Raw genomic sequence first — 24,650 nt, 5'->3', positions numbered from 1 at the left:
TCCTATCGGGCACGGGCCGCACCGGTCGAGAAGACACGCCCGCCGCGCCGGACTCCTGTGGTGCCCGCGGGAAACCGCGGGCACCACAGGAGGCGAGGGACCGATCGGGCTACCTGGAGTTGGGCCCGCCCGGTGTGGGCGCGTTGGACGTGACGAAGTCGTGGCAGAGGCTGTCGGCGTCGGTGCCGTCGGGCCAGCGGGCGTTGCTCCGGCCCGCGCCGGCGGCCGCGCCGGGCACAACGGCGATGCAGCCGCCCTGGCCCTGGTCGGCCTCCATGACGGCGAGTTCGGGGGTGGCGATGGTTCCGTTGCCGCTCGAACTGCTCTGCTGAGAGCCGTAGACGACGGCGTCGACGACCACGCCGCCTCGTTCGTCGAGGAGCGCGATGGAACCGGCGCTGGTGGACAGGGCGCTCCCGAACCACTGGTCAGGTGCCGGGGTTCCCTGGTAGCCCGCCGTCGTGACCAGGGGGTTGACCACGGCCGCGCCGATCGGGTGGGCCTTGAGCGGCTTGTCGAGCGTGAGACCGCCGCCCAGCGCCTGCACCGGCTCGCCGCTCGTGTGCGGGTGACGGGTCGGCGGCGAGAAGCTGATCCCGGTGCCGGGGTCGGACACGTCGACGCCCGACGCGTGGGCAAGCCGCAACGGCGCGGCCAGGTCGACGCCCGTGCCGTTCGCGCCGGTGGTGCCGACGTTCGCGACCGTGACGGTCTCCTTGCTCTCGCCGGTGTCCACCGTCAGGGTGTCGCCGACGGTCATGTTGGCGTCGGCCGCGACCTTGATGTTGGTCGCGCCCTCGGCGGCGTCGGCCGACAGGGTCGTCTGTGTGGCCGCCTTGCCGACCGCGGTGACCGTGGCAGGCTCGTAGTCGTCGCCCGAACCGATGCCGATCCTGTCCCCGACGGTGAAACCGGTCGCGTTCGTGACGGGCACGTTGGTCGAGTGGGCGGGGACCGTGATCCACGGCCCGGTGGAGACGGGAACGAACAGAGTCGTCGCCGGGCTGGCGGCCGTCCCGACCGACTGGATCGTGCGGGTCTCCCGCTCGCGCCCGGTGTCGATGTCGATCTGCTGGCCGGCCGCGAAGCCGGTCGTGCTCCTCAGGTTGATCGTGGTGTCCTTGTGGTCCGCGGGGGCCGCCAGCCCGGAGCCGGCGAGGCCGAGCAGGTAGTAGGCGCCGCTCGCGAGCCGCGTCCCGGCAGGGATCTTGGCCAGCGTGGTGCCGGGCGAGCCGCTCGGGGTGGTGGTCAGGGTCCAGCCGGAGATGTCGACGTCGTTCGCGGAGGGGTTGTAGAGCTCCACGAACTGGTCGGTCGCGTTGCTGCTCGTACGGAACCGGACCTCATTGATCTTGATGGGGAGGGCGTTGCGTACGGCTTGCGCGCTTTCCGTGGACTGGCGGCCCTTCACCGGGCCTGCGGGGTTCGTCCACTCGGCCCTGCCGGTCAGGTAGCCGGCGCCGGTCCTGTCCGCGGAGGTGACCGTGAAGGTCGCGCTCACGGTCTCACCCGGTGCGACCGACGGGAACGTCGCCGACTTGTCGCGGGTGTCCTTGACCGAGGCGGTCCATCCCCCGGGGGCGGACAGGCTCAGCTTGACGCCCACCGCGGCGGAGCCCGTGGTGTTCGTGAACGTCTCGGTGACGTCCTGCGCGGAGCGCGGGGTGAACGTGGTGGCCCGCGACAGCGCCAGACGTGTCACGTCATACTTGGCGGCCACGATGTTGGCCTGCACCGCGTCGGTGGTGGCCTCCGACGGGTAGCCCTTCGTCATCACTCCCTCGTAGAAGGTGCCCGACGAACCGTTGCCGTTGTCGCCGCCGGTGCCGAGGAGGACGGCGCCCTTCTTGTGCATGGGGTAGTAGTTGCTGTTGGTCAGCGAGCCGGGACGGATCCCGCTGTAGAAGGTCGTCAGAGGGCCGTCCTGGGCGTTGCCGCCGCGCAGATCCCACTGGTTCCCGCCGCCGCCGTCGACGACCGCGGTGACGAATCGCCAGGAGTCGATGGTCGGATCCGCCGGGTTCTGCTTCGCGTTGTCCCCGGAGAACAGGCCCGCCTCCATGTCGGCCATGATCCACGGGCCGGGGCCGCTGCCGCTGCCCCAGGCGGTGGCGGTGCCGAAGTACGTGGTCTCCATGGTGCCGGTGCCCACGGCGCGGCTGTTCGTCGAGGAGTTGCCGTAGTCGAAGCAGCAGCCGCTGTCATAGTGGGTGCCGTCGATGACGTAGTAGATGCCCTCCGGCTCGTCGCCCTTCGCGAGGCCGGTGGCGTTGTTGTTGCGGTACCCCATGCCCGGCATGATGTACACGCCGTAGGCCTTGTGGCCGCCGATCGTGATCGGCGCCATGTCCGCGATCGCGAGGGTGTCGTAGCCGCCGGCGGCCGGGCCCCGGAACGTGCCGGGCGGAGCCTGGTAGAGGTCGTTGCCGGTGCCGGACTGGTCGTAGATCTTGGTGATCACGCAGACCACGTCATGGCAGAACGCGTCCTGGGCGGCCGCGTCGGCGTATCCGCCGGAGTCCGGGGAGGGGTGGGCGGCGGGGCGGACGACGCCGATATCCCTGGTCGCGTTGTCCGAGGTGCGCATGACCTGGTAGAGCGGGCCGTTGTAGGACGAGTACAGCGCGCGCGTGGTGCTGTGGGCGGCGACGCAGGGCGTGCCGCCGGCGGCGTAGATGTCACAGGGGCCCTGCGGCCGGCCCGGGGCGGCGGGCGGCGCCGCATGCGCCTGCGGCGTCACCGCGAGCGCGCCGCCGATCAGCGCCAGTGCGGTCGCCGTACGACCGGCCAGGGTTCTGAGGCGTCCGCGTTCGATGGGGGGTCTGAACATGTCGGATCAACTCCTCCATGCGTCTCGCTCGACTGAGCCGACGTGCGGGGGCGTGGCCTGCCGATGTCCGGTTACGCGACCGCGGACACCGTCGCGCGGGCATGGACGATCCCGCGCCGGACGTCTCGGTCGGCACTCGGCAGGTCTCCGCTGACCGCGCTCTGTTAGCGCTAACAAAAGCGATCGCGTCAACGGGTTCGTCAATGGAGAGGGAGTCGGGAGCGGGGTCGACCTTGATCAACTGCCCACACTATGGCATCGGCCACAGGTAACGTCAAGGTTACGTACGCAATAACGGGCCGGTCCTTTCCGGGCGGCCCGGGTCTCGACCTGCGATGTCCGGGGCCGCCATGCGTGCCGCGGTGATCCCGCAGTGATCCCGGCGTGATCCCGGCATCATCCCGGCGCGCGGAACTCGCCGTCAGCGCCGGAACCGGATGAGCTGATCGGCCAGGCCGGGCAGGTCCGGCGCGACCAGGTTCGGCCTCGGCAGCGACTCGACGGGCAGCGGGGCGTGCCCCGGCCGGGTGATCAGTCCGGCGGTGTAGCCGCAGCTCTGCGCGCCCATCGTGTCCCACAGATGCGCGGCGACCAGGAAGCACGAGGCCGGGGGAACCCGCAGAGACTGCGTGACCAGGTGATAGGCCCGGGGTGCCGGTTTGAAGGCGCGAACCGTGTCGACGCTGAACTGCCGCTCGAAGTGGTGCGCGAGACCGGCGTGCTCCAGCGGGCTCCGGCCGTCGGCGTCGAAGGGCGAGTTCGTGAGCGTCACCAGGCGAAAACCGGCGTCCGCGAGCCGGGTCAGGCCGGCTTCCACGTCGGGATGGGGTGACATGGCCAGCATGGCCCGCCTGATCTGCTCGATGTCGGCGTCGGTGACCATCACCCCGTGGATGTCGCCGAGCATTCTGAGCAACCCCTGCCCCAGCGTGAAGAACTGCTCGTAGAGGCAGGCCGCGGTGATGGCCATCGAATACAGGAAAAGGTGGCCGAGCCATTCGCGCATCACCCGGGCGTCGCCGAATACGCGTTGGAAAAGCGGGTTCATCGACTCAAAGTCGATCAGCGTCTCGTTGACGTCGAACACCAGGATCGACGGCTCGCCGGCGGGGATCGCGGGCACGGCGTCGTCGTTCATCGGTGCGGCCCCCTTCCGCGTGAGCCCAACCATTATCGCGCCTGGACACGGCGTCACCGCAGGTCGGCCCCACTCTCCGCGCGCACTGGTCCGCCGCGTATCTGGTCCGCCGCACACCTGGTCCGCCGCACACCTGGTCCGCCGCACACCTGGTCCGCCGTGGAGCCGGCCATCCCGGCCGACGACGGCCGAGCCGCGGATATGACGGGTGTCATGGTCAGGACGCGACGTGCGGCACTGATCGCCGCACCGGCCGATCCGTACCGTAAAGGTCATGACGAACACGACATCATCGCAGCGTACGGACTGGCACGTCTCCCTCATCGGCGGCCTGAAGCGAAGGGGCGCGGAGCGGATGCCCGCGGACACGGTCGTCATCACTCCCGTCGGGGGAGCCGACCTCGACCTGCGCGACGCACGGATCGAGGAGGTCACCTCGGTGACGAAGATCTCGCTTCTGGGCGGCGTGCGCCTGCGGGTGCCCGCCGACGTCACGGTGGAGGTCGAGGGCTTCAGCCTGATCGGCGGCCGCTCGGTGGAGCCGGGACCCCCGGACACGCCGGACGCCTCCGGCCGTGTCGTCCGCGTCCGCAACTACAGCGTCATCGGCGGTGTCGACATCACCCGCGGCTGAGCCTCGTCCGAGTCAGCGGGGCCGCCGTCCGCCCTGATGCGGTCCCCCTGATGCGGTCCCCATGATGCGATCCAGGGTGCGGCGGCCCATCCGGCTCATGGCCGGGTTGGTCTCCAGGTAATACCAGACGAGTCCCATCGCCTGTGCGAAGGCCCACGCCTTGCCCCGCTCCCACTCGACGTCGTCGCACCCCAGGTCGAGACGGAGCACTTCGCGCGGCCCGGCCTCCAGCAGATGCCAGGCGCTCACGAGATCGAGGGCGGGATCGGCCGGCCCGAACCCGCCGCCGTCGAGAATCCCGGCAAGCCGGCCGGCGGACACGAGCACGTTGCCGGGGATGAGATCACCGTGGTTCATCACGTCGGCCGCTTCGCGCGGCAGGCTGCGGAACGCGTCCCACATGCGGCGCAGCCGGGGAACGTCCAGCAGTCCCTCGCTTCGCCCGAAGCAGGTCTCCATCCACGCGTCGTGGGCCTTGAGGTCGCCTCCCCGGCCGTTGCCGGAGAACGTACGGCCCCGCGTGCCGACCGCGCGCAGGTCGGTGATGAGATCGGCGAGGTCGTGGGCGAACGCGACCGACTCGCCCGGGTCCTCGTCGGTCGCCACGGTGCCGGGCAGCCATGTCTGCACCGACCACGGAAGCGGATATCCCGCACCCGGCTCGCCGAGCGCGACCGGCTCGGGGGTGGGGAAGCGGGTGGCGCCCGCCAGTTCACGGGCCGCCTCCGCTTCGGACTCCAGCCAACGGCGCGTCTCGTCGACCGGCCCCGGCTGCAGGGGGAAGCGGGCGGCGAGGTGGTCGCCGATCCGGAAGATGGCGTTGACCGTTCCGTGGGAGGCGACGCCCGTGACAGGCAGGCCCCGCCACTGCGGGAACTGCTCGGCTATCAAGGCGCGCACGGTCTCCGGTGTCACCGTCAGCTGGCCGGTATGCATCTTCACGCCGGTGAGGGTTCCGCGTTCGGGTCGTCTCCCGCAACCGGTTTTCGGCCCCCGCGAGACGGCGTCGCGAAATCACGGAGAACGATTCTCCGATTGCCGGCTTTCCGTTTCTCCGGCTGATTCTTTTTCCGCGCTTCGCCGCGCGGAAAAGCGAATTCGATTGCGGTGGTCGCGGCCTCGGCGCCGTCTCGGTCCTCGTTCACGGCGGCTGGAGGTCTCGGCGCGACGCCAGGCCGACCGGTGCGCCGAGCACCTTTTTGTCGTCTGTTCACTGTCGAAATGAGTCTTACTACCGTGTCCTCCCGGCAGGGCGCCCGCGCCCTTCGTGGAAAAGGAGGACCCTTACCGATGACTGGTGCCGAGAACGGGTTTCATGTGGGCCGGCGGTCCGTGCTGGCCGGTGTCGCGGGCCTGCTGGGAGCGGCGGCGCTGCCCGCGGCCGCCGCGCACGCGGACCCGAAGGAACTGCCGCACGGGGGCGGGCCGAAGGGGCGTTACCCGTCGAACTGGCCCGAGCCCACGCCGTACGGCCTGGCGGACACGCGAGTGGACCTGTGGCCGCGCGACGACAACTCCTTCATCCTCCCGCTGGAGCTGCGCCCCCGCGACGAGGAGCTCGGCCGGGTCTGGATGCGGGACACCTACGTCAACTGCTTCGACGTCGGCGGTCGTCCGGTCTACGTCGCCACCGGCACCACCCGGGTGCCCGGGCTGGCGGCGGCGGGCCCGTGGAACGACGGCATCTTCGTGTGGACGGCCACGTCGCTGCACGGGCCGTGGAAGCTGGCCGACACCACCGGCATCCGGCCGGACGCCGAGAAGGGCAAGGTATGGTCGCCCGAGTTCGTCGGCGAGAACCGGCCCGGCCGCACGGTCGTCGCTCCCTGGCAGGAATATTGGTATGACGACCAGTTCGGCAAGCGCGGCAACGCGTGGGCGCCCGAGGTGCACTACTTCCGCGGGAAGTGGTACATCGTCGCGTGCATGGGCGACCACTCCCAGAAGGTCGGCTCGTTCATGCTCGTGAGCGAAGGCGGGGTGGAGGGTCCTTACCGGCTCATCCAGGGCAACTACGACAAGCCCTTCGGGGACTCCTTCATCGGCGGGCCTGCCTTCATCAAGCCCGGCGCCTACCACCACATTGACGGCGGCATGTTCAGCGAGGGCGACGAGGCGTGGCTCGTGCTGCACAACAACCTGTACGCGAAGTTCCGGGATGACATGGAGGACATCATCCCGACGACGAACCTGCCGCAGTTCCAGCAGACGCCCTACGCGCCCGAGCCCTATCTCGAAGGCGCGTACGTGTTCAAGTACGGCGGCAAGTACTACCTCGTCCACGCCGCGTGGGACCGGTCGTCGGCCGGCCCCGACGGCGGCACGCGCTACGCCTACGACACGGCGGCCGCCGGCCGCGTGCAGTACCAGTACGACGCGATCGTCGCCGTCGCCGACAGGTTCGAGGGGCCCTACTCCAAGCGGTGGACCCTGGGCGTCGGCGCCGGCCACAACAACATCTTCGCGGACCGCAGCGGCCAGTTGTGGGCGACGTTCTTTCGCAACCCCAACGCCGGCTACTGGGCCGACCCGTCGCGCATCGACGAGGCCGCCGTGCCGGGCGTCGTACGGCTGGAGTGGACCGGCCCCGAGGGCGACCGTCTGTACGTCGCCCGCCGCAACCCCGGGCACAGCAAGGACTGATCACCCCCCGCGCCGTCGTGGCCGGCCTGCTCACCGTGACCGGAGACGGCGGCGTGACAGGAGCCCGGCACAGGCGGCGCACCTCGCACTCGGTGATCGGCGCGGTGGGGGAGGGCCCGATGTTGACGGCGGCCGGCCGCACCTGCGCCGTGCCCGCCCTGGACGAGGTGGTCTTCAACGTGATCCCGCTCTGCGGCAGCGGAACGACCTGCCCGGCGGCGACGGTCATGGCCTCGCTCACACACTTCTGAACGGCGGGAAAGCGGCGGGCTTCCGGTCCGCTGCCGTCAGGCGTCCGGCTCGCGTACGGCTATTTCTCGGCCGCAGATGGCTGGACGGCGTTTCGGTCGTGTTAGCGCGGCAGTCATTCCGGCTGTCGACCATTCCCGGTGGACGTTCGCCTCGCCGCCACCGGGGAGCATCATGGATCCCGCCCTCAGCCGCCGTGCCTTCCTCCTCACCTCCGGAATGACCGCCTCCGGGGTCGCGCTGGACATCGCGCTTTCCTCCGTCCCGGCCGCCTCCTCGGCCGTGACACCGTCGACGGCCGCACTCATGACGACGGTCCACACCGTCGCGCGACCGCGCGGCGCCAGTGGGTATCGCCGGCTGTCCGACGGCCCCGGCTGGCGGCGGGTGACCCGCACCGAGCTGGCCGGGGCCGGAAAGGGCAGGGCCGAACGCCGCACGGCGCTCGCCTGCTTCGTCCAGTTCACCGACCTGCACATCACCGACGTGCAGAACCCGCAGCGCTACGAGTTCCTGCGCGCCGCCGACCTGGGCTCCTGGCGCCCGCAGGAGACGCTGACCGCCGTCGGAGCCGTCGCGCTGATCGAACAGGTCAACGCCCTGCGGTACGGCCCGGCCACCCGGGCGCCGATCGGCTTCGTCATGACCACCGGCGACAACACCGACAACAACTCCCGGATCGAGCTGGAGTGGTTCCTCACCGCCATGAGCGGCGGGCGCTTCACCCCCGGCACCGGCGACCCGGGCGCGTACGAGGGCGTGCAGGGCTCCGGCCTGGGCCTCTACTGGCAGCCCGAGTCAGGCGTACGCGACATCGACAAGCGGGCGGGGTTCCCGCACCTGGAGGGCTTCCTGGAGGCGGCCGTCCGCGAGGTGAGCAGCCCCGGCCTGGCCGTGCCGTGGTATTCCACCATCGGCAACCACGACCGGCTCTTCGGCGGCGCCTACTCCGCGGCCGGCGGCTTCTTCGCCGACCTGGCCACCGGCTCGCGCAAGCTGTTCGACCTGCCCGCCTCCGAGGCCGGCGCCGTCTATCGGGCACTGCGCCATGGCGACCCCACGGGCGCCCGCTTCCGCGCCGTGTGGCGGCACTACCGGCGCAGGGCCCGCACGGTCACCGCCGACGAGCGCCGCGCCCCCGTGAGCCCGCACGCGTACATAGCCGCTCACCTCGATCCGGCGTACGCCGGGCCGGGACCGGTCGGCCACGGCTACACCCGCGACAATCTCGACAGCGGTCGCCTGGACTACGCCTTCCGGATCGCCGACGGGGTCGTCGGCATCAGCCTGGACACGACCGACCGCGGCGGCGACTACCGCGGATCGGTCGGCACCCGGCAGCTCGCCTGGCTGGAGCGGACGCTGAAGACCCACGCCGCCGACGTCGCGCTGATCTTCAGTCACCACCCGAGCTGGGCCATGACCAACCTCGTGCCCGATCCCGCCCGCCCGCACGAGAAGCGCCACGGCGGCCGGGAGCTGCTGGCGGTGCTGCGGAAGCACCGCAACGTGGCCGCGTGGATCAACGGTCACTCCCATCTGAACAGGATCGTCCCGCATGACGGCTTCTGGGAGATCTCCACCGCCTCCCACGTCGACTATCCGCAGCTGGCGCGGGTGATCGAGCTGGCCGACAACCACGACGGGACGCTGTCGCTGTTCACCACGCTGGTGGAGTCGGCCGCGCCGCACCGTACGGATTTCACCGACCTGTCCCAGAGCGGCCTGGCCGCGCTCTATCGGGAGCTCTCGTTCAACTCACCGGGCCTCCGGAGCGGGCTGGCGGGTATGCCGGGTGACCGCAACACCGAGCTTCTGGTGAAGAAGCGCTGACGGCGCGTCCGCGTCGAAAAGCGCCGACGGCGGTGGTGGAAAGCGCGGCGGTCACCCGGCATCACCGTCACAGCGTGACGGTCGAGACGACGGCGTCGGGGTCGATCGCAGCGTGAGGTCGACACAGGGGGTGTCATCGTCTGCGGACCTCCGGCCGCCACGCCCATCCCGCGCGCCGAGCGCGACGCCGTGTTCGCAGGCACGGTCGCGCGGGTGTATCGCCTGTGACGTGCGATCACCCGGGCAGGGACGAGCATTTCCGGCCGCCCGGGAATCCGCTCTGTCTGCTCCGTACGACAAGCCCACCACAGTGACGGCGGCCGGGGATCGTCGCGGAAGCTCTTCCCCGAGGTGGACGTGGTGGTCACGCCGCCTTTGCCTCACCCTTGCGCCCACATCGGCGGCCCGAGCTTCGACCGTCCACATCGCCGGCCCCAATGATCACCGTGGGACGGCGGTGTCGGCCATGGGGCGGGCCGAGCCCGGCACGTCGGCCGGTCGGTTGGGACCGGTGCCGCGGACCGGGGGGCCGCCGGCCGGGGTCACGGACTGGGGCGCGGCGTCTTCTCTCCGCTCCGAACCGCATTAGGCGGCCCTATGGCGGGCTCAGCTCAGCAGATGGTTCCAGGTGATGGCCTGGTTAAGGACGTGGGGGAACTTCTTCATCCCGTATCGCGTGTAGGCCTCGACATGTTCGCGCATACGCTCCTCGGAGCTGGCGGCGTCGCGCTTCGCCAGCGCCTGGTAGATCTCCTCGTGCGCCTTGAGGATGGCGGAGCGGCGGTGGCTCGGATAGTCGATTCCGATCGCGGTGCCGTCCAGGATGCCCAGAAGCGACTCGACGAGGTACGCGAACAGCACGTTGCCCGACGACCACGCGATGATGTCGTGGAACTTCTTGTTCTCCTCGAGGAACAGCTCGCGGTCGTCCAGGCTGCACCGCATGGACTCGATCGTGCCGGCCAGTTGGTCGAGCTGGGCGTCGGTGATGTGCTGCGCGGCCAGCCTGCCGATCATCGGCTCGACCGCGTTGCGTACCTCGACGATGGTGCGATACTGCGCGTGGTTGAGCTGCATGAGCAGCATCAGGGTGTTGGCCAGGTTGGACGCGGTCGGGGCGGTGAGCACCGGGCCGCCACCGGGCCCGGGCTTCAACGTGATGACGCCCTGAAACTCCAGCAGACGCAGGGCTTCGCGCAGGGTGCCGCGCCCCGTCTCGTATTGTTCGAGCATGCCGCGTTCGGACGGCAGCAGGTCACCGGGGGAGAGGCCGGCTCGCATCGCGTCGCGGAGGATGCGCTGGGCCACGAGCATCGCCGCTTTCGGTGCGCGGGTGGTGGTCACGGCGGCTACCTTTCGAAGATTACCATAGTCACCATTATAAGGAACGATCGGCTAATTCGTAGCCCCGGTGAGGGACGGCGGGGAACTCCTTCCCGCGACAGGCCGCGCCGGGGAGCCCGGCCCTCGGTGGTCCGGCTTGTGGCCGGTCACGCAACCTACGCCTCGTGATCCCTTCCGAGGGCGGCGTGGTGCGGAGATCGTGCGGCGGTACGGCGGCAACTGTCCATGTTCCATTATCCATGTTAATGATAGTCATTCTAACTGGTGTGTGAGGGTGAGTGACCAGCGTCTCGCGGATGTGCCGGCGCGGGAACGGTCCAGATCACCTGGCCCAGTCGATGAACGCACGCATCGAGTGCCTATGCGGTCGCAGGGCTCGGTCGGTGTTGCAGGGCCGTCCGCGGGCGGCCGTCACCGTCCGCCCTGTCGGAAGCGAGAAAAATCACAAAGGGCCGTCAACGCCGGGTGAAGGAATTCGGGCGGCGATTTCGGTGGGATCTTCCGTCCCGAATACCCACCACTGTCCTGCGCTTGCTCTTCCTCCGGTGCCGGGCGTCGTCGTGGCGCACTCACTCTGTCCGTGCGAGCCGTCGTGCCGCACCGGCTTCCTCCGTGAGGAGATGCTGGCCGCGCCTGAGAAGAAGCCCGTTGCGGTCGTGCCCGTCCCGACCGGTCCTGGTCCCGCATGTCCGCTGGCGAGCAGTGTTCCAGCCGCAGGCCAAACAGCACGATCGTGCCGCCGGCGGGAAGGCAAGTCGGCCGCAGCGCCGGAAGGAAGCCTGCGGTACTCGCGATCCCGTGGAATAGTTGGCGTCTTGTCCGGTCGAATGGCGTACCGCGGACGGGAGGGGCGCTTCCTCCGGTCATCGCTTCATGAACGTTTCCGTCTGCGTTGACCGGTCACTTAAGCTGTGATCGAATTTATGGTCAACGACTCGCAGCGCGCCGAGCGAGTGGGCGGATCGTTCTCCCTCGTTCGGCGCATGGGGTGCCCGCCTCGCCGTGAGGCTCTCGTATGACGAGGCGTGGCATGTATCCGCGGACCGTGCGAAAATATATGTATCATTGTATTGGTAATGATCGACGGGTTGGCTTAGAGGGGTGAAATGTCTCAGCCGCACATCAAACGGGGGCTCAAGGTGGCCGAGGCGGTTGCTCAGGACATCGTGCGCAAAATCGGCGCGGAGCGGATGCCCCCGGGCACGCCCCTGCCTCCCGAGTCGCAGATGCTCGAGGAGTACGGCGTCGGCCGCGGCTCGCTGCGCGAGGCGCTGCGGATTCTCGAGGTGCACGGGCTGATCATGCTCAAGCCGGGCCCGCGCGGCGGCCCGATCGTGACCGGGGTGAGCCCCGTCGCCTTCGGCCAGATGGCCACGCTGTACTTCCAGGCGCAGCAGATGACCTTCCGCGAGCTGGTGGAGGCCCGGCTGGTGATGGAGCCGGTGATGGCGCGCCTGGCCGCGGAGCGGCGCGACCCGGCGAAGCTGGCCGAGCTGCGCCGGATAGCCGAGGGCACACCGGTCGACGACGAGCCGCGCTACTTCGACTCGACCAGGGACTTCCACCAGTTCGTGGCGTCCATGTCGGGCAACGGCATGCTCAACCTGTTCGGTGGCGCGCTGAGCGAGATGTTCCGGGCCAAGGTCAGCGGGGTGCTGTTCCCCAAATCGCGGCGCTCCGAGGTGCGCGACGTCCACGCTCAGATCGCCCGCGCGATCGAGGAGGGCGACGCCGACTCGGCCGAGCGGTTGATGCGCGAGCACATGGAGGAGTACGCGAACTACGTGAAGCGTCGCCACCCCGTCCTCATGAACGAGGTGGTGGGCTGGCACTGAGAGCCGCGGCGACCGCCCGGGTCATCTCGCACCGGCCGGTTCGCGGTCTCATTCCAGGCACGAGAAGCGCCCTCGCTGAGCCTTCCCCCGCCGTACGCGGGACCTCTCCTGGTCACGGTCAGGGAGGGCCGCGACTCGTGCGCTGACGAGGTCGCCGAGGGCGCCGCGAGCAGTCGGCCCCGGTGCGGGCCTTGTCCGCGTCGTCATCGATCAGCGGCTCGCGTCGGGTGACCACGTCGCGGTCTCGCGTGCGGCCGAGCCGCTCGATTTCCTCTCGCTGAATTCGCCGTACGGCGCGCCGGATCGGCGGGGCCCCGCCATCAGCGGCAGCAGGAACATGTCGGCGCCGAAGTCCATGTCGCCATCGAGCGGCGCGCGCCGGCAGCGGCTGCGGGGCCGGCCTGCTGCCCGGGCAGTCCTGAAAACTCAGACCGATGAGTAGCCGGCATCGCGTGCCGCCCTCACCTGCTCCCGCGTCCGCTCGTCGCCTTCCACATATGCCCGATGCCGCGCGCGTCTGCCCGTGTCCCCCGCGCGACGCGGTGAGCCGGGCGGGCCGGGCGGGACGGGCGGGACGTCGTTCATGACAGCCAGGCCGAAGCGCGGCGGTCACAGGCAAGAGCTATCTATGCGAACCATTACGCCATACATACGGCTTGCCGAGAGTGCGCTCCGCAACCCTGCCCGGTCGCCGCCGTTCCGGCTCCTCCCGCTTGAACCATACTATTATAATAGTTAGTAGTGTTTGGCATGGTGATCCCGTGCGGCGACTCCAGGAGGAACACGACCATGGCTGAGGCACGGGACGGCACGTCGGCAGCGGGCGGATCCGCAACCTTCTCATCCCCGGGTTCGAGCCGCACGGCTACAGCGCCGAGACGCTCGGCTTCTACCGGCTGCCCTTCTTCGTCGAGCGGGTCCAGCAGCTCGCCGAGGTCGTCCATCGCGGCGGCGCGGTGCTGACGTCCCAGCTCAGGATTATCGGCGCCAGCGCGACGACGAGTACGGCGGCTCGCTGGAGAACCGGGCCAGGTTCGCGGTCGAGGTGCTGACGGCCGTACGCGAGGAGATCGGCGACGGCATGATGCTCGGCGTGCGCTTCAACGCGTACGAGGAGGCGCCGGGCGGTTATAACGCCGCGGACGGCGTCGAGATCGCGCAGTATCTGGAGTCCACCGGGCTCGTCGACTTCCTGCACGTCGTCGTCGGCTCGACCTGGGGCGACCCCAGCTACATCCAGCCGCAGTACTACGCCCCGGCTCAGTGGTCCGCGCTCGCGGGCGACATCCGCAGGAGCGTGCGCATCCCCGTCGTCTACACCAGCCGGGTCACCTCGGTCGACGTCGCCGAGCGGGTGCTCGCGGACGGCCACGCGGACGTCGTCGGCATGGCCCGTGCCCTCATCGCGGAGGGCGAGATGCTGACCAAGGCGCGGGAGAACCGCCTCGACGAGATCAGGCCGTGCATCGGCGGCAACGACTGCATCAGCCGCCGCTACGTCGAGGGGCTGCCGTTCGGCTGCGCGGTCAACCCGCACGCGGGCCAGGAGGTCGACGGGCCGTGGGCCCGCGCGGCGCGCCCGCGCCGCGTTCTCGTCGTGGGCGGCGGACCGGCGGGCATGGAGCTCGCCGCGCTCGCCGCCGAGAGCGGGCACACGGTCAGCCTGTGGGAGGCGGACGGCGAGCTCGGCGGGCAGTTGCGCATCGCGGCCGAGGCTCCCAGCTACGACCAGTACCGCCGCTACCTCGACTGGCAGGCGCGCCGGCTGGAGCGGGCGGGCGTCGAGATCCGGTTCGGCATACGGGCCGACGCCGACGCGGTCCTGGCGGCCGGCGCGGACGTGGTGGCGGTAGCGACGGGCGTGACCCCGCACCGGCCGCCGATCGACGGGGTCGACGGCGCGAACGTCCACGACATCCGTGCGGTGCTGCGCGGCGCGGCCGTCGGGCGGCGCGTCGTCGTCGTGGCCCAGGACGACCATCTGCCGCCGCTGAGCGTGGCCGACTACCTCAGCGAGCGCGGGCACGAGGTGATGCTCGTGTACGCGACGCCGGGGCCCGCCCAGTTGCTCGGCCGCTACATCGTGGGCGGCATCCTCGCCCGGCTGTACTCTCGGGACGTGCGGCTCCGCTTCCTGGAGGAGGTGACCGGGATCTCGGACGGAGCCGTCCGGGTGGCCAACGTCTACTCCAGGCGGACCGAGGAGATCGCCGGCGTCGACTCGGTTGTCCTGGCGTGCGGAGGCGACGCGGACGACGCGCTCTACCAGGCGCTCCGGTCGCGGCATCCGGAGGTGCACGTGCTCGGCGACGCGTTCGCCCCGCGCCGGCTGGTCGCCGCCACCCGCCAGGCGTACGCGCTGGCGAAGGAGCTGCAGAAGTAGGGGAAGGCGCCCGCGCCGGAGACGCCACCGGTGACGGATGCCGGCTCCTGGCACACCTCGCCGCCCGGGTGCTCCGGTGCGGCCGGGGCTCACCCCTCGCCCGGCGAGCTTTCCGCCGTCCGGCCCGGCGACGCGGCGGGGCGTGCGGGGAGCGGGGAGCCGAGCCCGCGGCCCGGCCGGAAGACGGGCACGATGCACAGGATGACCAGGCTGATGACCAGCAGCGTGGCGTAGCCGGCGTCGAAGCCGCCGGTGAGGTCGTGCAGCAGGCCCAGCATCAGCGGGCCCGAGGCCCCGCCGATGTAGCCGACGAGGGTGACCATGGCGCTGAGCTGGGTGGCCTCGTCCCGGTCCGCGGCGGCGTCGATGATCAGGACCAGCCCGAGGGAGAAGCTGCCGCCGATGCCGAGGCCGAACAGGCCGACGGCGGGGATCGCGAGCGCCGCCGGCGCGGCCACCATCCCCGCCAGCCCGAGGGCGACACACGCCAGGGAGACGGCCAGGAGGGGCCGCCGGTCCCGGGTGTGGTCGGTTATCGGGGGCAGGGTGAGCATCGCGACCAACTGGACGAGCTGGAAGAGGCTGAACAGCGCCGCCCCGTCCTGCGCCGGCAGCCCGCGTTCCACGTACGAGGGGGCGATCCATGCCAGGCCGCTGAACCCGACGATCGTCTGCAGCACCGTGTAGAGGGTGATCCAGCGGGCCGTCGCGCTCTTCCACGGGGACCGTCGCGGCTTCTCCCGCGCCGCCTCGGCGGCGGGCGTACGGGACAGGCGGGGGAGCAGGGCGAGCCACGCGAGCGCGGTCAGCGCGGCGGCGACGCCCCAGGCCCCGAGGGCGGGCCGCCAGCCGCCGAGCCGTTCGGCGAGCGGCCCGGCGGTCCAGGCCGCGAGGGCGACCCCGCCCGCCATCGCCGTCGAATACAGGCCGGTCGCCAGGCCGGGCAGGCGGGGCAGGTGATGGGTGATGAGGCCGGGTATCAGCACGGACACTCCGCCCATGCCGAGGCCGGCCAAGGCCGCCGACACCAGCAGCACGGCGATCGAGGTGGCCTGGAACCGCATGAGGCAGCTCAGGGAGAGCGCCCCGAGCAGCACGGCCGTCGCGCTCTCCGCGCCCGTGCGCGCGGCCAGGCGGCGTACGACCAGGGCGGACAGCCCGATGAAGACGACCTGGGCGGAGGTGAGCAGCGCCTGCGCGGTGGCGGGCAGGCGCAGGTCGTCGCTGATCCGCCCGAGCAGCGGGGGGATGCTACCCATGCCGGCTCGCAGGTTCAGCCCGATGACGGTCACGGTCAGCAGGAGCAGCCAGGCGGGCAACGGGCGGACACCCGCGGCGTTCCGGCCGGCCTTCGTCGCCACGGACGTCCGGTCTGCCTTCACAGTTCTCCGTTTCTTGTACGGCTGTCGCGGTCCGGCCCGCACCGGGCGGCGAACGGACCGTACGGCCGGGCTGGTCGTGGTCGCGGCCGTACGGTCGGGGGAGAAGGGAGAAGGGAGAAGGACGCGTTCAGGGAGTGGACGCGCCGCCCAGCTCGCCCGAGACGAGGTAGGCCAGGGTGATGCCCCGGCCGAGGGCGAAGCCGCTGTTGTAGCCGCTGCCCATCGTGGTGAGCGCCGCGACGGACCCCACGGCGTACAGGCCGGGGATCGCGGCGCCGGCGTCGTCGAGCACGTGGCCGTCGCCGTCGATGCGGACCCCGCTCGACCCGATCCCGGTGCCGACGAACTTCAGCCGCAGGCCGTGGAACGGCGGCCGGCTGATCTCCCCGAGCACCGGGTTCGGCTGGTTCTGCGGGTCCCCGGCGAACCGATTGACGTAGGTGACGGTGCCGCGCCCGAAGTCCGGGTCCTCGCCGCGGGCGGCGTGCTCGCTGAACCTGGCCGCGGTCAGCTCCAGCTGCTCGCCGTCGATGCCGAGCGCCTCGCCCAGCTCGCGCAGCGTCGGCTCGGAGACGACCCAGCCCTCGGGATACTCGCCGCCCGGGGGCGTGGCCGCGAGCCCGTACTTCTGGCGGTGCCGGTCGTCCCAGATCAGGAAGAAGGGCAGGTGCCTGTCGTCCCGGTCGAGGGTCTTCGCCACGATGTCGACCCAGTAGGAGTCGTTGCAGTAGCGCCGCCCCGTACGGTCGACGATCATGCTGTGCGGCATCGCGAACTCGGGACCGTAGCCGTAGCCGGTGCCCACCTGCGACTTCCAGCCGGGCAGGATCGGGACGCTGGTCGCCGGGATCTTCGCGATCGCGCCGCCGACCGAGGCGGCGAGCCTGATGCCGTCGCCGCGCAGTGACTCGGGGGCCACGCTGCCGAAGTCCTCGGGGTCGAGCCCCAGGAACTCGCGGACCAGCTCGGGGTCCCAGTCATAGGTGCTGGTGGCGAGCACGACCGGGCCGCGCAGCTCGACGGGCCCCTGCGGCCCCTCGGCGCGGGCGCCGACGACCCGTCCGCCGTCGTCGCGCAGCAGCTCCATGACCCGGTGGGAGAGCCTGATCTCGACCAGGTCCTCCTTGAGCAGCCGGGCCAGGAAGCACGCGACGACGCCGGTCCCGAAGGTCAGCGGGTCGCCGCCCGCCGCCTGCCGGTGGTGGTGCTCGCGCCCGCCGGCCTGGCCGAAGGCGGGCACCCCCGCGTGGTCGGCGATCGTGGTGTCTTCCTCGGAGTCTTCGACGTACGAGGCCCGGCGGCCCTTCAGCAGCATGTCCCGGTAGGTGGTGCCGATGGGGAAGTAGGGGCTGACCCGCAGCCGCTCCCGCCACTCGCCGAGCACGCTGCCGTCGATCACCTCGTTGGTCAGGTAACGCCCGGCATCGAGCGCGCCGTCCGCCTCGTTGTGGTAGTCCGCGAGCCCGGGGATGACGGTCCACCGGATGGCCCCGACGTCCTCCCAGTGTTTGACCGCCAGTGGTGAGGTGTTCAGCCAGCGCAGCAACGCCTGCTCGTCGAGGACCTCGGGGTGTTCGTGGGCGATGGCCCTGACGTAGCGCTCCGTGGTGCTCAGGTCGTCGTTGATCCCCTCCCTGGCGGCGACGTGGTTCGCGCCGCACCACCCCTGGCCGCCCGAGTACGCCGCCGCGCCCCCAACGAGCTCGCTGGCTTCGAGGACGATCGCAGGCCGCCCGTGCAGGGCTACTCCGAGCGCCGTGGCCAGACCGGAGAGCCCGGCGCCGACGACGATGACCGGCTCCGTGCGGGCCTCTTCCTGCTTCGTGTCGACCGTCATCCGTTCTCCTTCAAGGGATGTGAAGCAGCTAACAAGGAATATGATGAGCATGGTTTCTGTCAAGGCTCACCGCTCGGACCTGCGCTTCCAGTCGATCAACGACGCTTTCGCATCTGTTTCTCAGAGTCCTCCGCAAGGTATGGACATGGCTGAATATTGATGCTTATGATCCGCAGCTAGTGCACAGCAAAGGCGGTGTGTGCGTGGGCTCCGCCGCCCTCAGGAAGCGAGCATGCATGTGTGACCATGGCGCCATCGAGAACGTTCTCAATCGCTACAGCCTGGCCTACGACGAGAACGACATGGAGGAGATGGCCGACTGCTTCACCGAGGACGCTGTCCTCACGATGCGCATCCAGGACGGCGACCTCATCGGCCCCTTCGAGGGGCGCGAGGCGATCGTCCAGCTGATGAAGGACTCCCTCGCCTCGCAGAACGACCAGCGCCGGCACCTGACCACCAACCTGATCATCCGCCAGACCGGCGACGACACCGCGACCGCGGTCTCCTATCTCACTCTCATCGCCATCCAGGACCAGAAGCTCAACGTCTTGTCGACCGCCAAGTACGACGACGAGCTGGTCCGCGGGGACGGCGTGTGGCGCCTGAGCAAGCGGCACATCGCCCTCGACCTTCCGTACTGAGCGTTCCGAGGCAGGTGTTCACATGAACCAAGGGCTCATCCCCGCCAAGTGGGCCGCGCTGACCCCCAACGGGCAGGCCGTCTACGACGTGCCGAACGACCGCCGCGTGTCCTGGCGCGACTTCGACGCGATGGTGCGCAGGCTGGCCAACGGGCTGCGCGGCCTCGGCCTGCAGCCGGGCGACCGGGTCGCGATGCTGTCGCGCAACTGCGTGGAATACCAGGCGCTGTACTTCGCGGCCGGCCGCGCCGGGCTGGTGACCCAGCCGCTCAACTGGCGCCTGGCCGTCCCCGAGCTCGCCTCCATCGTGCTGGACGCCTCGCCAAAGGCCGTGATCAGCGCGTCCGAGTGGTCGGGCGTCATCGAGCAGCTCCAGCGTGAGGTCGACGTGCCGAACTGGCTGCAGTTCGGCGACGACAGCGACGGAAGCCTCGACCGCCTGATCGCCTCGTCCTCCGACGACGAGCCGGAGGGGTCGTCCAAGGTCGCCGACGACGACCCGTTCTTCATTCTCTACACGGGCGGGACCACCGGGCAGTCGAAGGGGGCGCTGCACACACATCGCAGCGCCGCCGCGGGCATGCTGAACCAGACCGTCGCCGAGCGCATCGTGCCCAGCGACGTCTACATGCTCACCGGGCAGATGTACCACATCCCGATCGTGCTCGCGATGAACTACATGAAGCACGGCTGCCCGCTGGTGCTGGTGAACTTCGAGGCCAAGCAGGCCCTGGAGATCATCGAGGCGGAACGGGTCTCCGCGTTCCTCGGCATCACCACGATGCTCAACTGGATGATGGCCGTGCCCGGCTTCGAGAACTACGACATCTCCAGCCTGCGCAACATCCAGTACGGCGGCGGCCCCATGCCGTCGAGCATCGTCCGCCAGGCCCTGGAGATGTTCCCGTGCACCCTCATCCAGGGGTACGGACAGACCGAGGGCACCACCATGTGCTTCCTGTCCCAGGAAGACCACGCCAGCGCCATCGCCGGCATCCGCCCGGAACGGCTGCGCTCCTGCGGCCGCGAGGGCTTCATCACCACCGTGCGGGTGGTGGACCCCTCCGGCAACGAGGTGCCGCGGGACGGCAAGACGCCCGGCGAGATCGTCGTCCGCTCCGAGGCGAACATGATCGGCTACTGGAACCGCGCGGACCTGACCGCGCAGACCCTGCGCGACGGGTGGATGTGGACCGGCGACGTCGCCACCTGGGACGAGGACCGGTACGTCTTCATCGTCGACCGGGCCAAGGACATGATCATCTCCGGCGGCGAGAACATCTACAGCGTCCAGGTGGAGGAGGCCATCGCCCGTCACCCCGCCGTGCTGGAGTGCGCGGTGATCGGTGTGCCGGACGAGGAGTGGGGCGAGTCGGTCAAGGCGGTGGTGGTCCTCAAGCCCGGTATGCAGGCCACCGAGCAGGAGATCATCGACCAGGCCCGCAAGCACCTGGCGAGCTACCAGAAGCCCCGCTCGGTGGACTTCGTCGCCGAGCTGCCGAAGGCGCCCACCGGCAAGATCCTCAAGCGTGAGCTGCGCGCGCCGTACTGGGCCGAGCGGGAGCGCAATGTCTGAGCGGACCGCACCGGGACCGTCGCCCGCCGACCCGCGCGAGCACGTCGGGCGGCGGTTCCCCGGGGGAGTCTTCACCGTGGAGCCGTGGCGCGCCTGGCTCGTCGCGGACACGGTCCTCGGCGAGCCGGGCGGCGAGGTGGCGCACCCGCTGTTCGTCTGGCTCGCCGCCACCGGCGCGATGGGCGTCACCTGGGACGAGCTGTTCGCGTGGTTCGGCGCCACCGCGGACGACGGCCCGATGTTCGGCGAACACGAGACCACCGTGCACCGCCCGCTGCGCGTCGGGGCGACCTACCGGGTCAGCGGCGAGATCACCAGCGTGGACCGCAAGAGCGGCCGGTCTACCGGCCCGTTCGACGTGGTCGGCTACCGGCTCCGGCTCCACGACGCCGCCGACGGCGTCCACGTCGCGGACTGCTGGAACTCGATCATCTTCCCGAGGAGGGGCTGATGGACGTCGAGGTGGGCGCCGTGCTGCCCGAATGGCGGGTGCCCTCGGTCAGTGCGGAGAAGATGAAGACGATGGCGGCCCTGCTCGCCGACCCCAACCCCATCCACTTCGACGTCGCCGCCGTGCGGGCCCTCGGCCTGGGCGACCGGCCCGTCAACCAGGGGCCGCTCAACATGGGCTATGTGATGAACATGCTCGCCGCCTGGAGCGGCGGCCACGACCGGCTGCGCCGCTTCCGGGTCCGCTTCCTGCGCAATGTCTTCGCGGGCGACGAGCTGTGCGCGAGCGGCGTCGTGACGGCCGTGCGGACCGAGAACAGGGTACGGCTGGCCGACTGTGACGTCGTCCTCACCGGGGCCGGCGGCGAGCCGGTGCTGAAGGGGACCGCGACCGTCGCCCTGGAACCCGTGACTGAGGAGAAACCGTGACACAGCGCCCCGACCAGCTCACCTTCCGGCTCGCCTACGGCGACTGCGACGTCGTCGGCATCGCGTACTTCGCCATCTACTACCGGTGGATGGAGCGCGCGTACACCTCCTGGCTGTACGCCAACGGCATCCGCAGCGGGGAGATGCAGGAGCAGCTCGGCATCGTCACCGTGGGCGTCAACTCGGGGTGCGACTATCTGCAGACGGTCAAGGTCTTCGACGAGCTGACCTGCCAGCTCGTGCTCGACCGCATCGGCGGCAGCTCTTACACCGTCGGCTACGAGTTCACCCGCGACGGCGAGCTGGTCACCCGCGGGACCATGACGTACGCCTGCCGGGACCTGGAGTGGAACAAGACGCCGGTGCCCGAGAAGCTGGAGGCGCTGCTGCGCACCCTGCCCGGCCCCCGGTTCGGGGCGCGCGATGGGCGTTGACCCGGCGGCGGACCTCGCCGGGCTGGTGGCGGCCCGGACGACGGTCCGCCACCTCCGGGAGGGAGACCTCGCCGGCCTGCTCGCCGAGCTGCGCGGCCTGCGGGACCGGGAGGCGATCCGCGACCTGGCCCTGCTGTACACCCGCGCCGTGGACGACCACGACATCGACACCGTGGTCGGCATGTACACCAAGGACGGCGTGTTCGACCGGCACGGCGACGTCGCCGCCGGTCACGCGGCCCTGCGCGCCGCGTACGCCGGGGCGATGGACATCTACCGGACGACCCTGCACACGCTCGACGCGCACGTCGTCGAGCTCACCGGCGACGACACGGCGGTGGGCTGGGCGGCCGGCCACGCCGAGCTGGTGACGCGGCGGACGACGGTCCTGGCCGCCTACCGGTACGACGACGAGTACCGCCGAGTGGGGGACCGCTGGCTGTTCGCCCGCAGGACGATCGCCTTCATGTACGCCGTGCCGGCGGACGAGCTGGCCGGCGGCCTGTCCGGGACCCACCGGATGCGCTGGCCCGGCACCGCGCCGGAGCCCGCCGACTACCCGGAGTCGCTGCCCACGTGGACGACCTACCGCCGCCGAGACGCGGCCCAGTGAAAAGCAGGCCCAGTGAAAAGCAGGCCCAGTGGAAAGGAGCGGTGTGACGAACTCCCGCGCGGCCGCGCCCGCGGTGACGATCGGCGACTGGCTCTCGGGCGCGGCCGGACGCGCCAGTGACGACGCGTTCCTCCTGATCGCGGGGGAGCGCACCGGCTACCGCGAGCTCGACGCGACCGCCTCCCGCCTCGCGGCGGGCTTCCTGTCGCTCGGCCTGCGCCCTGGCGACCGCGTCTGCCTGCTGATGCGCAGCAGCGTCGCCGCGGTGCAGGTGTGGTTCGCCCTGGCCAGGGCCGGGCTGGTCGAGGTGCCGCTGAACGTCGCGAGCGGGTCCTACCTGCTGCGGTACTACCTGGAGAACTCCGGCGCGACCGTGCTGGTCTGCGACGCCGACCTCGAGCCCCTGGCGCGCGAGCACGCCGCCGCCGTGCCGGCGATCACCCATCTGGTGGTGAACGGGGAGGCCGAGCCGGAGATCCCCGAGACCGGCGGCGTGGCCCGCCACCTCCTGGCCGACCTGGCGGCCCATCCGGCCGGCGACCTGCCCGCCGTCAAGCCGGACGACACCGCTGTGATCCTCTACACGTCCGGCACCACCGGGCCGCCGAAGGGGGTGCTGCTCAGCCACCAGGCGAACGTCAACCTCGCCAGGCACACGGTCGACCTGCTCGGATACACGCGGGACGACCGCCTCTACAGCGTCTTCCCGCTCTTCCACAGCAACGCCCGCTACTGCAGCGTGATGGCGGCGATGGAGGCCGGGGCCGACCAGGTGCTGGACCGCAAGTTCTCGGCGAGCCGGTTCTGGGACATCTGCCGGGCGCACGGCATCACCGCGTTCAACTACCAGGGCGCGATGATGAGCATCCTGTTCAAGCAGCCGCCGCGGCCCGACGACGCCGACAACCCCGTACGGCTGGCCTTCGGCGCGCCCTGCCCGCCGGAGATCTTCGACGCGTTCGAGCGCCGCTTCGACCTGCGGCTGACGGAGATCTACGGCAGCACCGAGGTGTCGATCGTCACGGACATGCCGCCCTGGGACCGCAAAATCGGCACGGCCGGCAACGAGTCCGTCAACTACGAGGTCGCCGTCGTCGACGAGCTCGACCGGCCGCTCCCGCCGAACGTCCCCGGGGAGATCGTCGTACGGCCGAAGAAGCCGGGCTGGATGTTCTCCGGATATCACGGCATGCCGGACGCCACCGCGGCGAGCTGGCGCAACCTGTGGTTCCACACCGGCGACCGCGGGCGGCTGGACGATGACGGCTTCCTGGTGTTCCTCGACCGTGTGAAGGACACCATCCGGCGGCGCGGGGAGAACATCTCCTCCTGGGAGGTCGAGCGGGTCGTCGCCGAGCACCCCGCGGTGGCGCACGTGGCGGCCTACGGGGTGCCCTCGGAGCTGTCGGAGGAGGACGTCATGATCGCCGTCGTGCCGGCGGCGGGCGCCCGGATCGACCCGGCCGAGCTGATCGGCCACTGCGCGGGCAGGCTGACCGCCTTCGCCGTGCCCCGCTACGTGCGGGTGATGGAGGAGCTGCCGATGACGCCGAGCCAGCGGGTGGAGAAGTACAAGCTCCGCGCCGACGGCGTGACGCCCGGCACCTGGGACAGGGAGGCGGCCTCCGATGCCCGGTGACTTCGTGCGCTTCGAGGTGACCCGGCCGAAGGACGGCGTGGCCCTGATCACCATGGCCCGGCCGGAGAAGCTGAACGCGATGGACCAGACCTGGTTCCGCGAGCTGCGCGAGCTCATGGACGGGCTCGGACACGGCGACGGCGTGCGGGCGGCGGTGCTGACCGGCTCGGGCCGGGCGTTCTCCGCGGGCGGGGACATCGACATGTTCCACGACCTCGCCGGGGACGTCGCCAAGGTCCGGCCGCATCTGCGCCTGGTCTACGACGCCTTCCACGCCGTCGAGCGGTGCGCCGTCCCCGTCGTCGCCGCGGTGGGCGGCCTCGCCTTCGGCGGCGGCACCGAGCTGGCACTCGCCTGCGACATCGTGCTGGCGGGGGCGTCGGCCCGGTTCGCCTTCAAGGAGCCCACTGTCGGGCTCACCCCGGGGTACGGCGTCGTCCGCGGCCCCGACGTGATGGGCAGACACTGGACGCGCTACCTCGCGCTGACCGGCCGGGTGGTGGACGCGGAGCGGGCCGAGCGGGCGGGGCTCGTGCAGGAGGTGCATCCCGACGAGTCGCTCCTCGACGCGGCCCTGGACCTGGCCGCCGAGATCGCCGCCAACCCGCCGCTGGCGGTGCGGGTCGGCAAGGCGTTCGTCAACCGCGACACCGGCGGCGGCTTCAACGAGTCGGGCGAGGCGGTGGCGCTGCTGTTCGGCACCGCCGAGCACCGGGAGGCCGTGCGCGCCTTCCGCGCCGCCCGCGGCAGGTGAAAC

General features: G+C 70.6%; 21 protein-coding genes. 14 read left to right on the top strand and 7 right to left on the bottom strand.

Features of this window, described 5'->3' with window-relative positions:
• Positions 1–109: 109 nt before the first annotated feature.
• Together FLV34_RS24710 and FLV34_RS24705 are read right to left on the bottom strand one after the other, a co-directional pair.
• A complete protein-coding gene (locus FLV34_RS24710; protein ID WP_147944195.1) occupies positions 110–2,830 on the bottom strand; it encodes an arabinofuranosidase catalytic domain-containing protein in 2,721 nt (906 codons plus the stop codon).
• Between the two features lie 421 nt (positions 2,831–3,251).
• The gene (locus FLV34_RS24705) at positions 3,252–3,968 is read right to left on the bottom strand and encodes a haloacid dehalogenase type II (protein ID WP_147944194.1); all 717 of its coding nucleotides are present in this window, start codon (positions 3,966–3,968) and stop codon (positions 3,252–3,254) included.
• 274 nt (positions 3,969–4,242) lie between these two features.
• Between FLV34_RS24705 and FLV34_RS24700 the strand changes: the two genes are divergently transcribed.
• Positions 4,243–4,602 (top strand): hypothetical protein, encoded by a 360-nt coding sequence (locus FLV34_RS24700; protein ID WP_142649709.1) that lies wholly within the window; start codon positions 4,243–4,245, stop codon positions 4,600–4,602.
• Between the two features lie 12 nt (positions 4,603–4,614).
• Here the strand turns inward: FLV34_RS24700 and FLV34_RS24695 are convergent, their stop codons facing one another.
• Complete coding sequence (locus tag FLV34_RS24695) at positions 4,615–5,538, bottom strand: aminoglycoside phosphotransferase family protein (RefSeq protein WP_147944216.1); 924 nt, start codon at positions 5,536–5,538, stop codon at positions 4,615–4,617.
• A gap of 354 nt (positions 5,539–5,892) precedes the next feature.
• Between FLV34_RS24695 and FLV34_RS24690 the strand changes: the two genes are divergently transcribed.
• The 3 genes from FLV34_RS24690 to FLV34_RS24680 all read left to right on the top strand — a co-directional run bounded on the left by FLV34_RS24690 (position 5,893) and on the right by FLV34_RS24680 (position 9,327).
• Positions 5,893–7,245, top strand: coding sequence for a family 43 glycosylhydrolase (locus tag FLV34_RS24690; protein WP_147944193.1), 1,353 nt, complete (start codon positions 5,893–5,895; stop codon positions 7,243–7,245).
• Between the two features lie 17 nt (positions 7,246–7,262).
• Positions 7,263–7,496, top strand: coding sequence for a hypothetical protein (locus FLV34_RS24685; protein ID WP_147944192.1), 234 nt, complete (start codon positions 7,263–7,265; stop codon positions 7,494–7,496).
• Between the two features lie 172 nt (positions 7,497–7,668).
• Entirely contained in the window at positions 7,669–9,327 is a 1,659-nt protein-coding gene (locus tag FLV34_RS24680; RefSeq protein WP_147944191.1) for a TIGR03767 family metallophosphoesterase, read from the top strand.
• Between the two features lie 606 nt (positions 9,328–9,933).
• Here the strand turns inward: FLV34_RS24680 and FLV34_RS24675 are convergent.
• Positions 9,934–10,671, bottom strand: coding sequence for a FadR/GntR family transcriptional regulator (locus FLV34_RS24675; RefSeq protein WP_261985885.1), 738 nt, complete (start codon positions 10,669–10,671; stop codon positions 9,934–9,936).
• Positions 10,672–11,777: 1,106 nt separating this feature from the next.
• Here FLV34_RS24675 and FLV34_RS24670 point away from each other — a divergent pair.
• Positions 11,778–12,506, top strand: a complete 729-nt coding sequence (locus FLV34_RS24670; RefSeq protein ID WP_147944190.1) for a FadR/GntR family transcriptional regulator — start codon at positions 11,778–11,780, stop codon at positions 12,504–12,506.
• Between the two features lie 210 nt (positions 12,507–12,716).
• On the opposite strand, the gene FLV34_RS40690 is transcribed toward FLV34_RS24670, so the two are convergent.
• Complete coding sequence (locus FLV34_RS40690; protein ID WP_187280721.1) at positions 12,717–12,863, bottom strand: hypothetical protein; 147 nt, start codon at positions 12,861–12,863, stop codon at positions 12,717–12,719.
• A gap of 688 nt (positions 12,864–13,551) precedes the next feature.
• On the opposite strand from FLV34_RS40690, the gene FLV34_RS24665 reads away from it, so the two are divergent.
• Positions 13,552–14,889 carry an FAD-dependent oxidoreductase gene (locus tag FLV34_RS24665; RefSeq protein WP_261985884.1) on the top strand — a complete coding sequence of 446 codons (1,338 nt, stop codon included), beginning with the start codon at positions 13,552–13,554 and terminating at the stop codon, positions 14,887–14,889.
• Between the two features lie 89 nt (positions 14,890–14,978).
• Here the strand turns inward: FLV34_RS24665 and FLV34_RS24660 are convergent, their stop codons facing one another.
• Positions 14,979–16,271: a CynX/NimT family MFS transporter gene (locus FLV34_RS24660; RefSeq protein ID WP_147944189.1), complete on the bottom strand. Its 1,293-nt coding sequence runs from the start codon at positions 16,269–16,271 to the stop codon at positions 14,979–14,981.
• Between the two features lie 127 nt (positions 16,272–16,398).
• Positions 16,399–18,108, bottom strand: coding sequence for an FAD-binding protein (locus FLV34_RS24655; protein ID WP_147944188.1), 1,710 nt, complete (start codon positions 18,106–18,108; stop codon positions 16,399–16,401).
• Positions 18,109–18,344: 236 nt separating this feature from the next.
• Here FLV34_RS24655 and FLV34_RS24650 point away from each other — a divergent pair, with 236 nt between their 5' ends.
• From FLV34_RS24650 to FLV34_RS24615, 8 genes are read left to right on the top strand one after another with little or no spacing between them, the layout of a single operon-like run.
• The gene (locus FLV34_RS24650; RefSeq protein WP_147944187.1) at positions 18,345–18,752 is read left to right on the top strand and encodes a nuclear transport factor 2 family protein; all 408 of its coding nucleotides are present in this window, start codon (positions 18,345–18,347) and stop codon (positions 18,750–18,752) included.
• A gap of 22 nt (positions 18,753–18,774) precedes the next feature.
• Positions 18,775–20,328: an AMP-binding protein gene (locus FLV34_RS24645; RefSeq protein WP_147944186.1), complete on the top strand. Its 1,554-nt coding sequence runs from the start codon at positions 18,775–18,777 to the stop codon at positions 20,326–20,328.
• Positions 20,321–20,779: a MaoC family dehydratase N-terminal domain-containing protein gene (locus FLV34_RS24640; RefSeq protein ID WP_147944185.1), complete on the top strand. Its 459-nt coding sequence runs from the start codon at positions 20,321–20,323 to the stop codon at positions 20,777–20,779. The genes FLV34_RS24645 and FLV34_RS24640 overlap by 8 nt, the downstream gene beginning before the upstream one ends.
• Positions 20,779–21,207, top strand: a complete 429-nt coding sequence (locus tag FLV34_RS24635) for a MaoC family dehydratase (protein WP_147944184.1) — start codon at positions 20,779–20,781, stop codon at positions 21,205–21,207. The genes FLV34_RS24640 and FLV34_RS24635 overlap by 1 nt, the downstream gene beginning before the upstream one ends.
• Positions 21,204–21,641 carry a thioesterase family protein gene (locus tag FLV34_RS24630; RefSeq protein WP_147944183.1) on the top strand — a complete coding sequence of 146 codons (438 nt, stop codon included), beginning with the start codon at positions 21,204–21,206 and terminating at the stop codon, positions 21,639–21,641. Before FLV34_RS24635 ends, FLV34_RS24630 begins: the two co-directional genes overlap by 4 nt.
• Entirely contained in the window at positions 21,631–22,254 is a 624-nt protein-coding gene (locus tag FLV34_RS24625) for a nuclear transport factor 2 family protein (RefSeq protein ID WP_147944182.1), read from the top strand. Before FLV34_RS24630 ends, FLV34_RS24625 begins: the two co-directional genes overlap by 11 nt.
• A 43-nt stretch (positions 22,255–22,297) precedes the next feature.
• Positions 22,298–23,893, top strand: coding sequence for an AMP-binding protein (locus FLV34_RS24620; RefSeq protein ID WP_187280720.1), 1,596 nt, complete (start codon positions 22,298–22,300; stop codon positions 23,891–23,893).
• Positions 23,883–24,647 (top strand): enoyl-CoA hydratase/isomerase family protein, encoded by a 765-nt coding sequence (locus tag FLV34_RS24615; protein WP_147944180.1) that lies wholly within the window; start codon positions 23,883–23,885, stop codon positions 24,645–24,647. The genes FLV34_RS24620 and FLV34_RS24615 overlap by 11 nt, the downstream gene beginning before the upstream one ends.
• Positions 24,648–24,650: the final 3 nt, after the last annotated feature.

The organism is Microbispora sp. CSR-4 (assembly GCF_008033685.1).
GTDB lineage: Bacteria > Actinomycetota > Actinomycetes > Streptosporangiales > Streptosporangiaceae > Microbispora.
The sequence above is the reverse complement of the archived record's forward strand: the minus strand, read 5'-3'. Positions and strand labels throughout refer to the sequence as shown.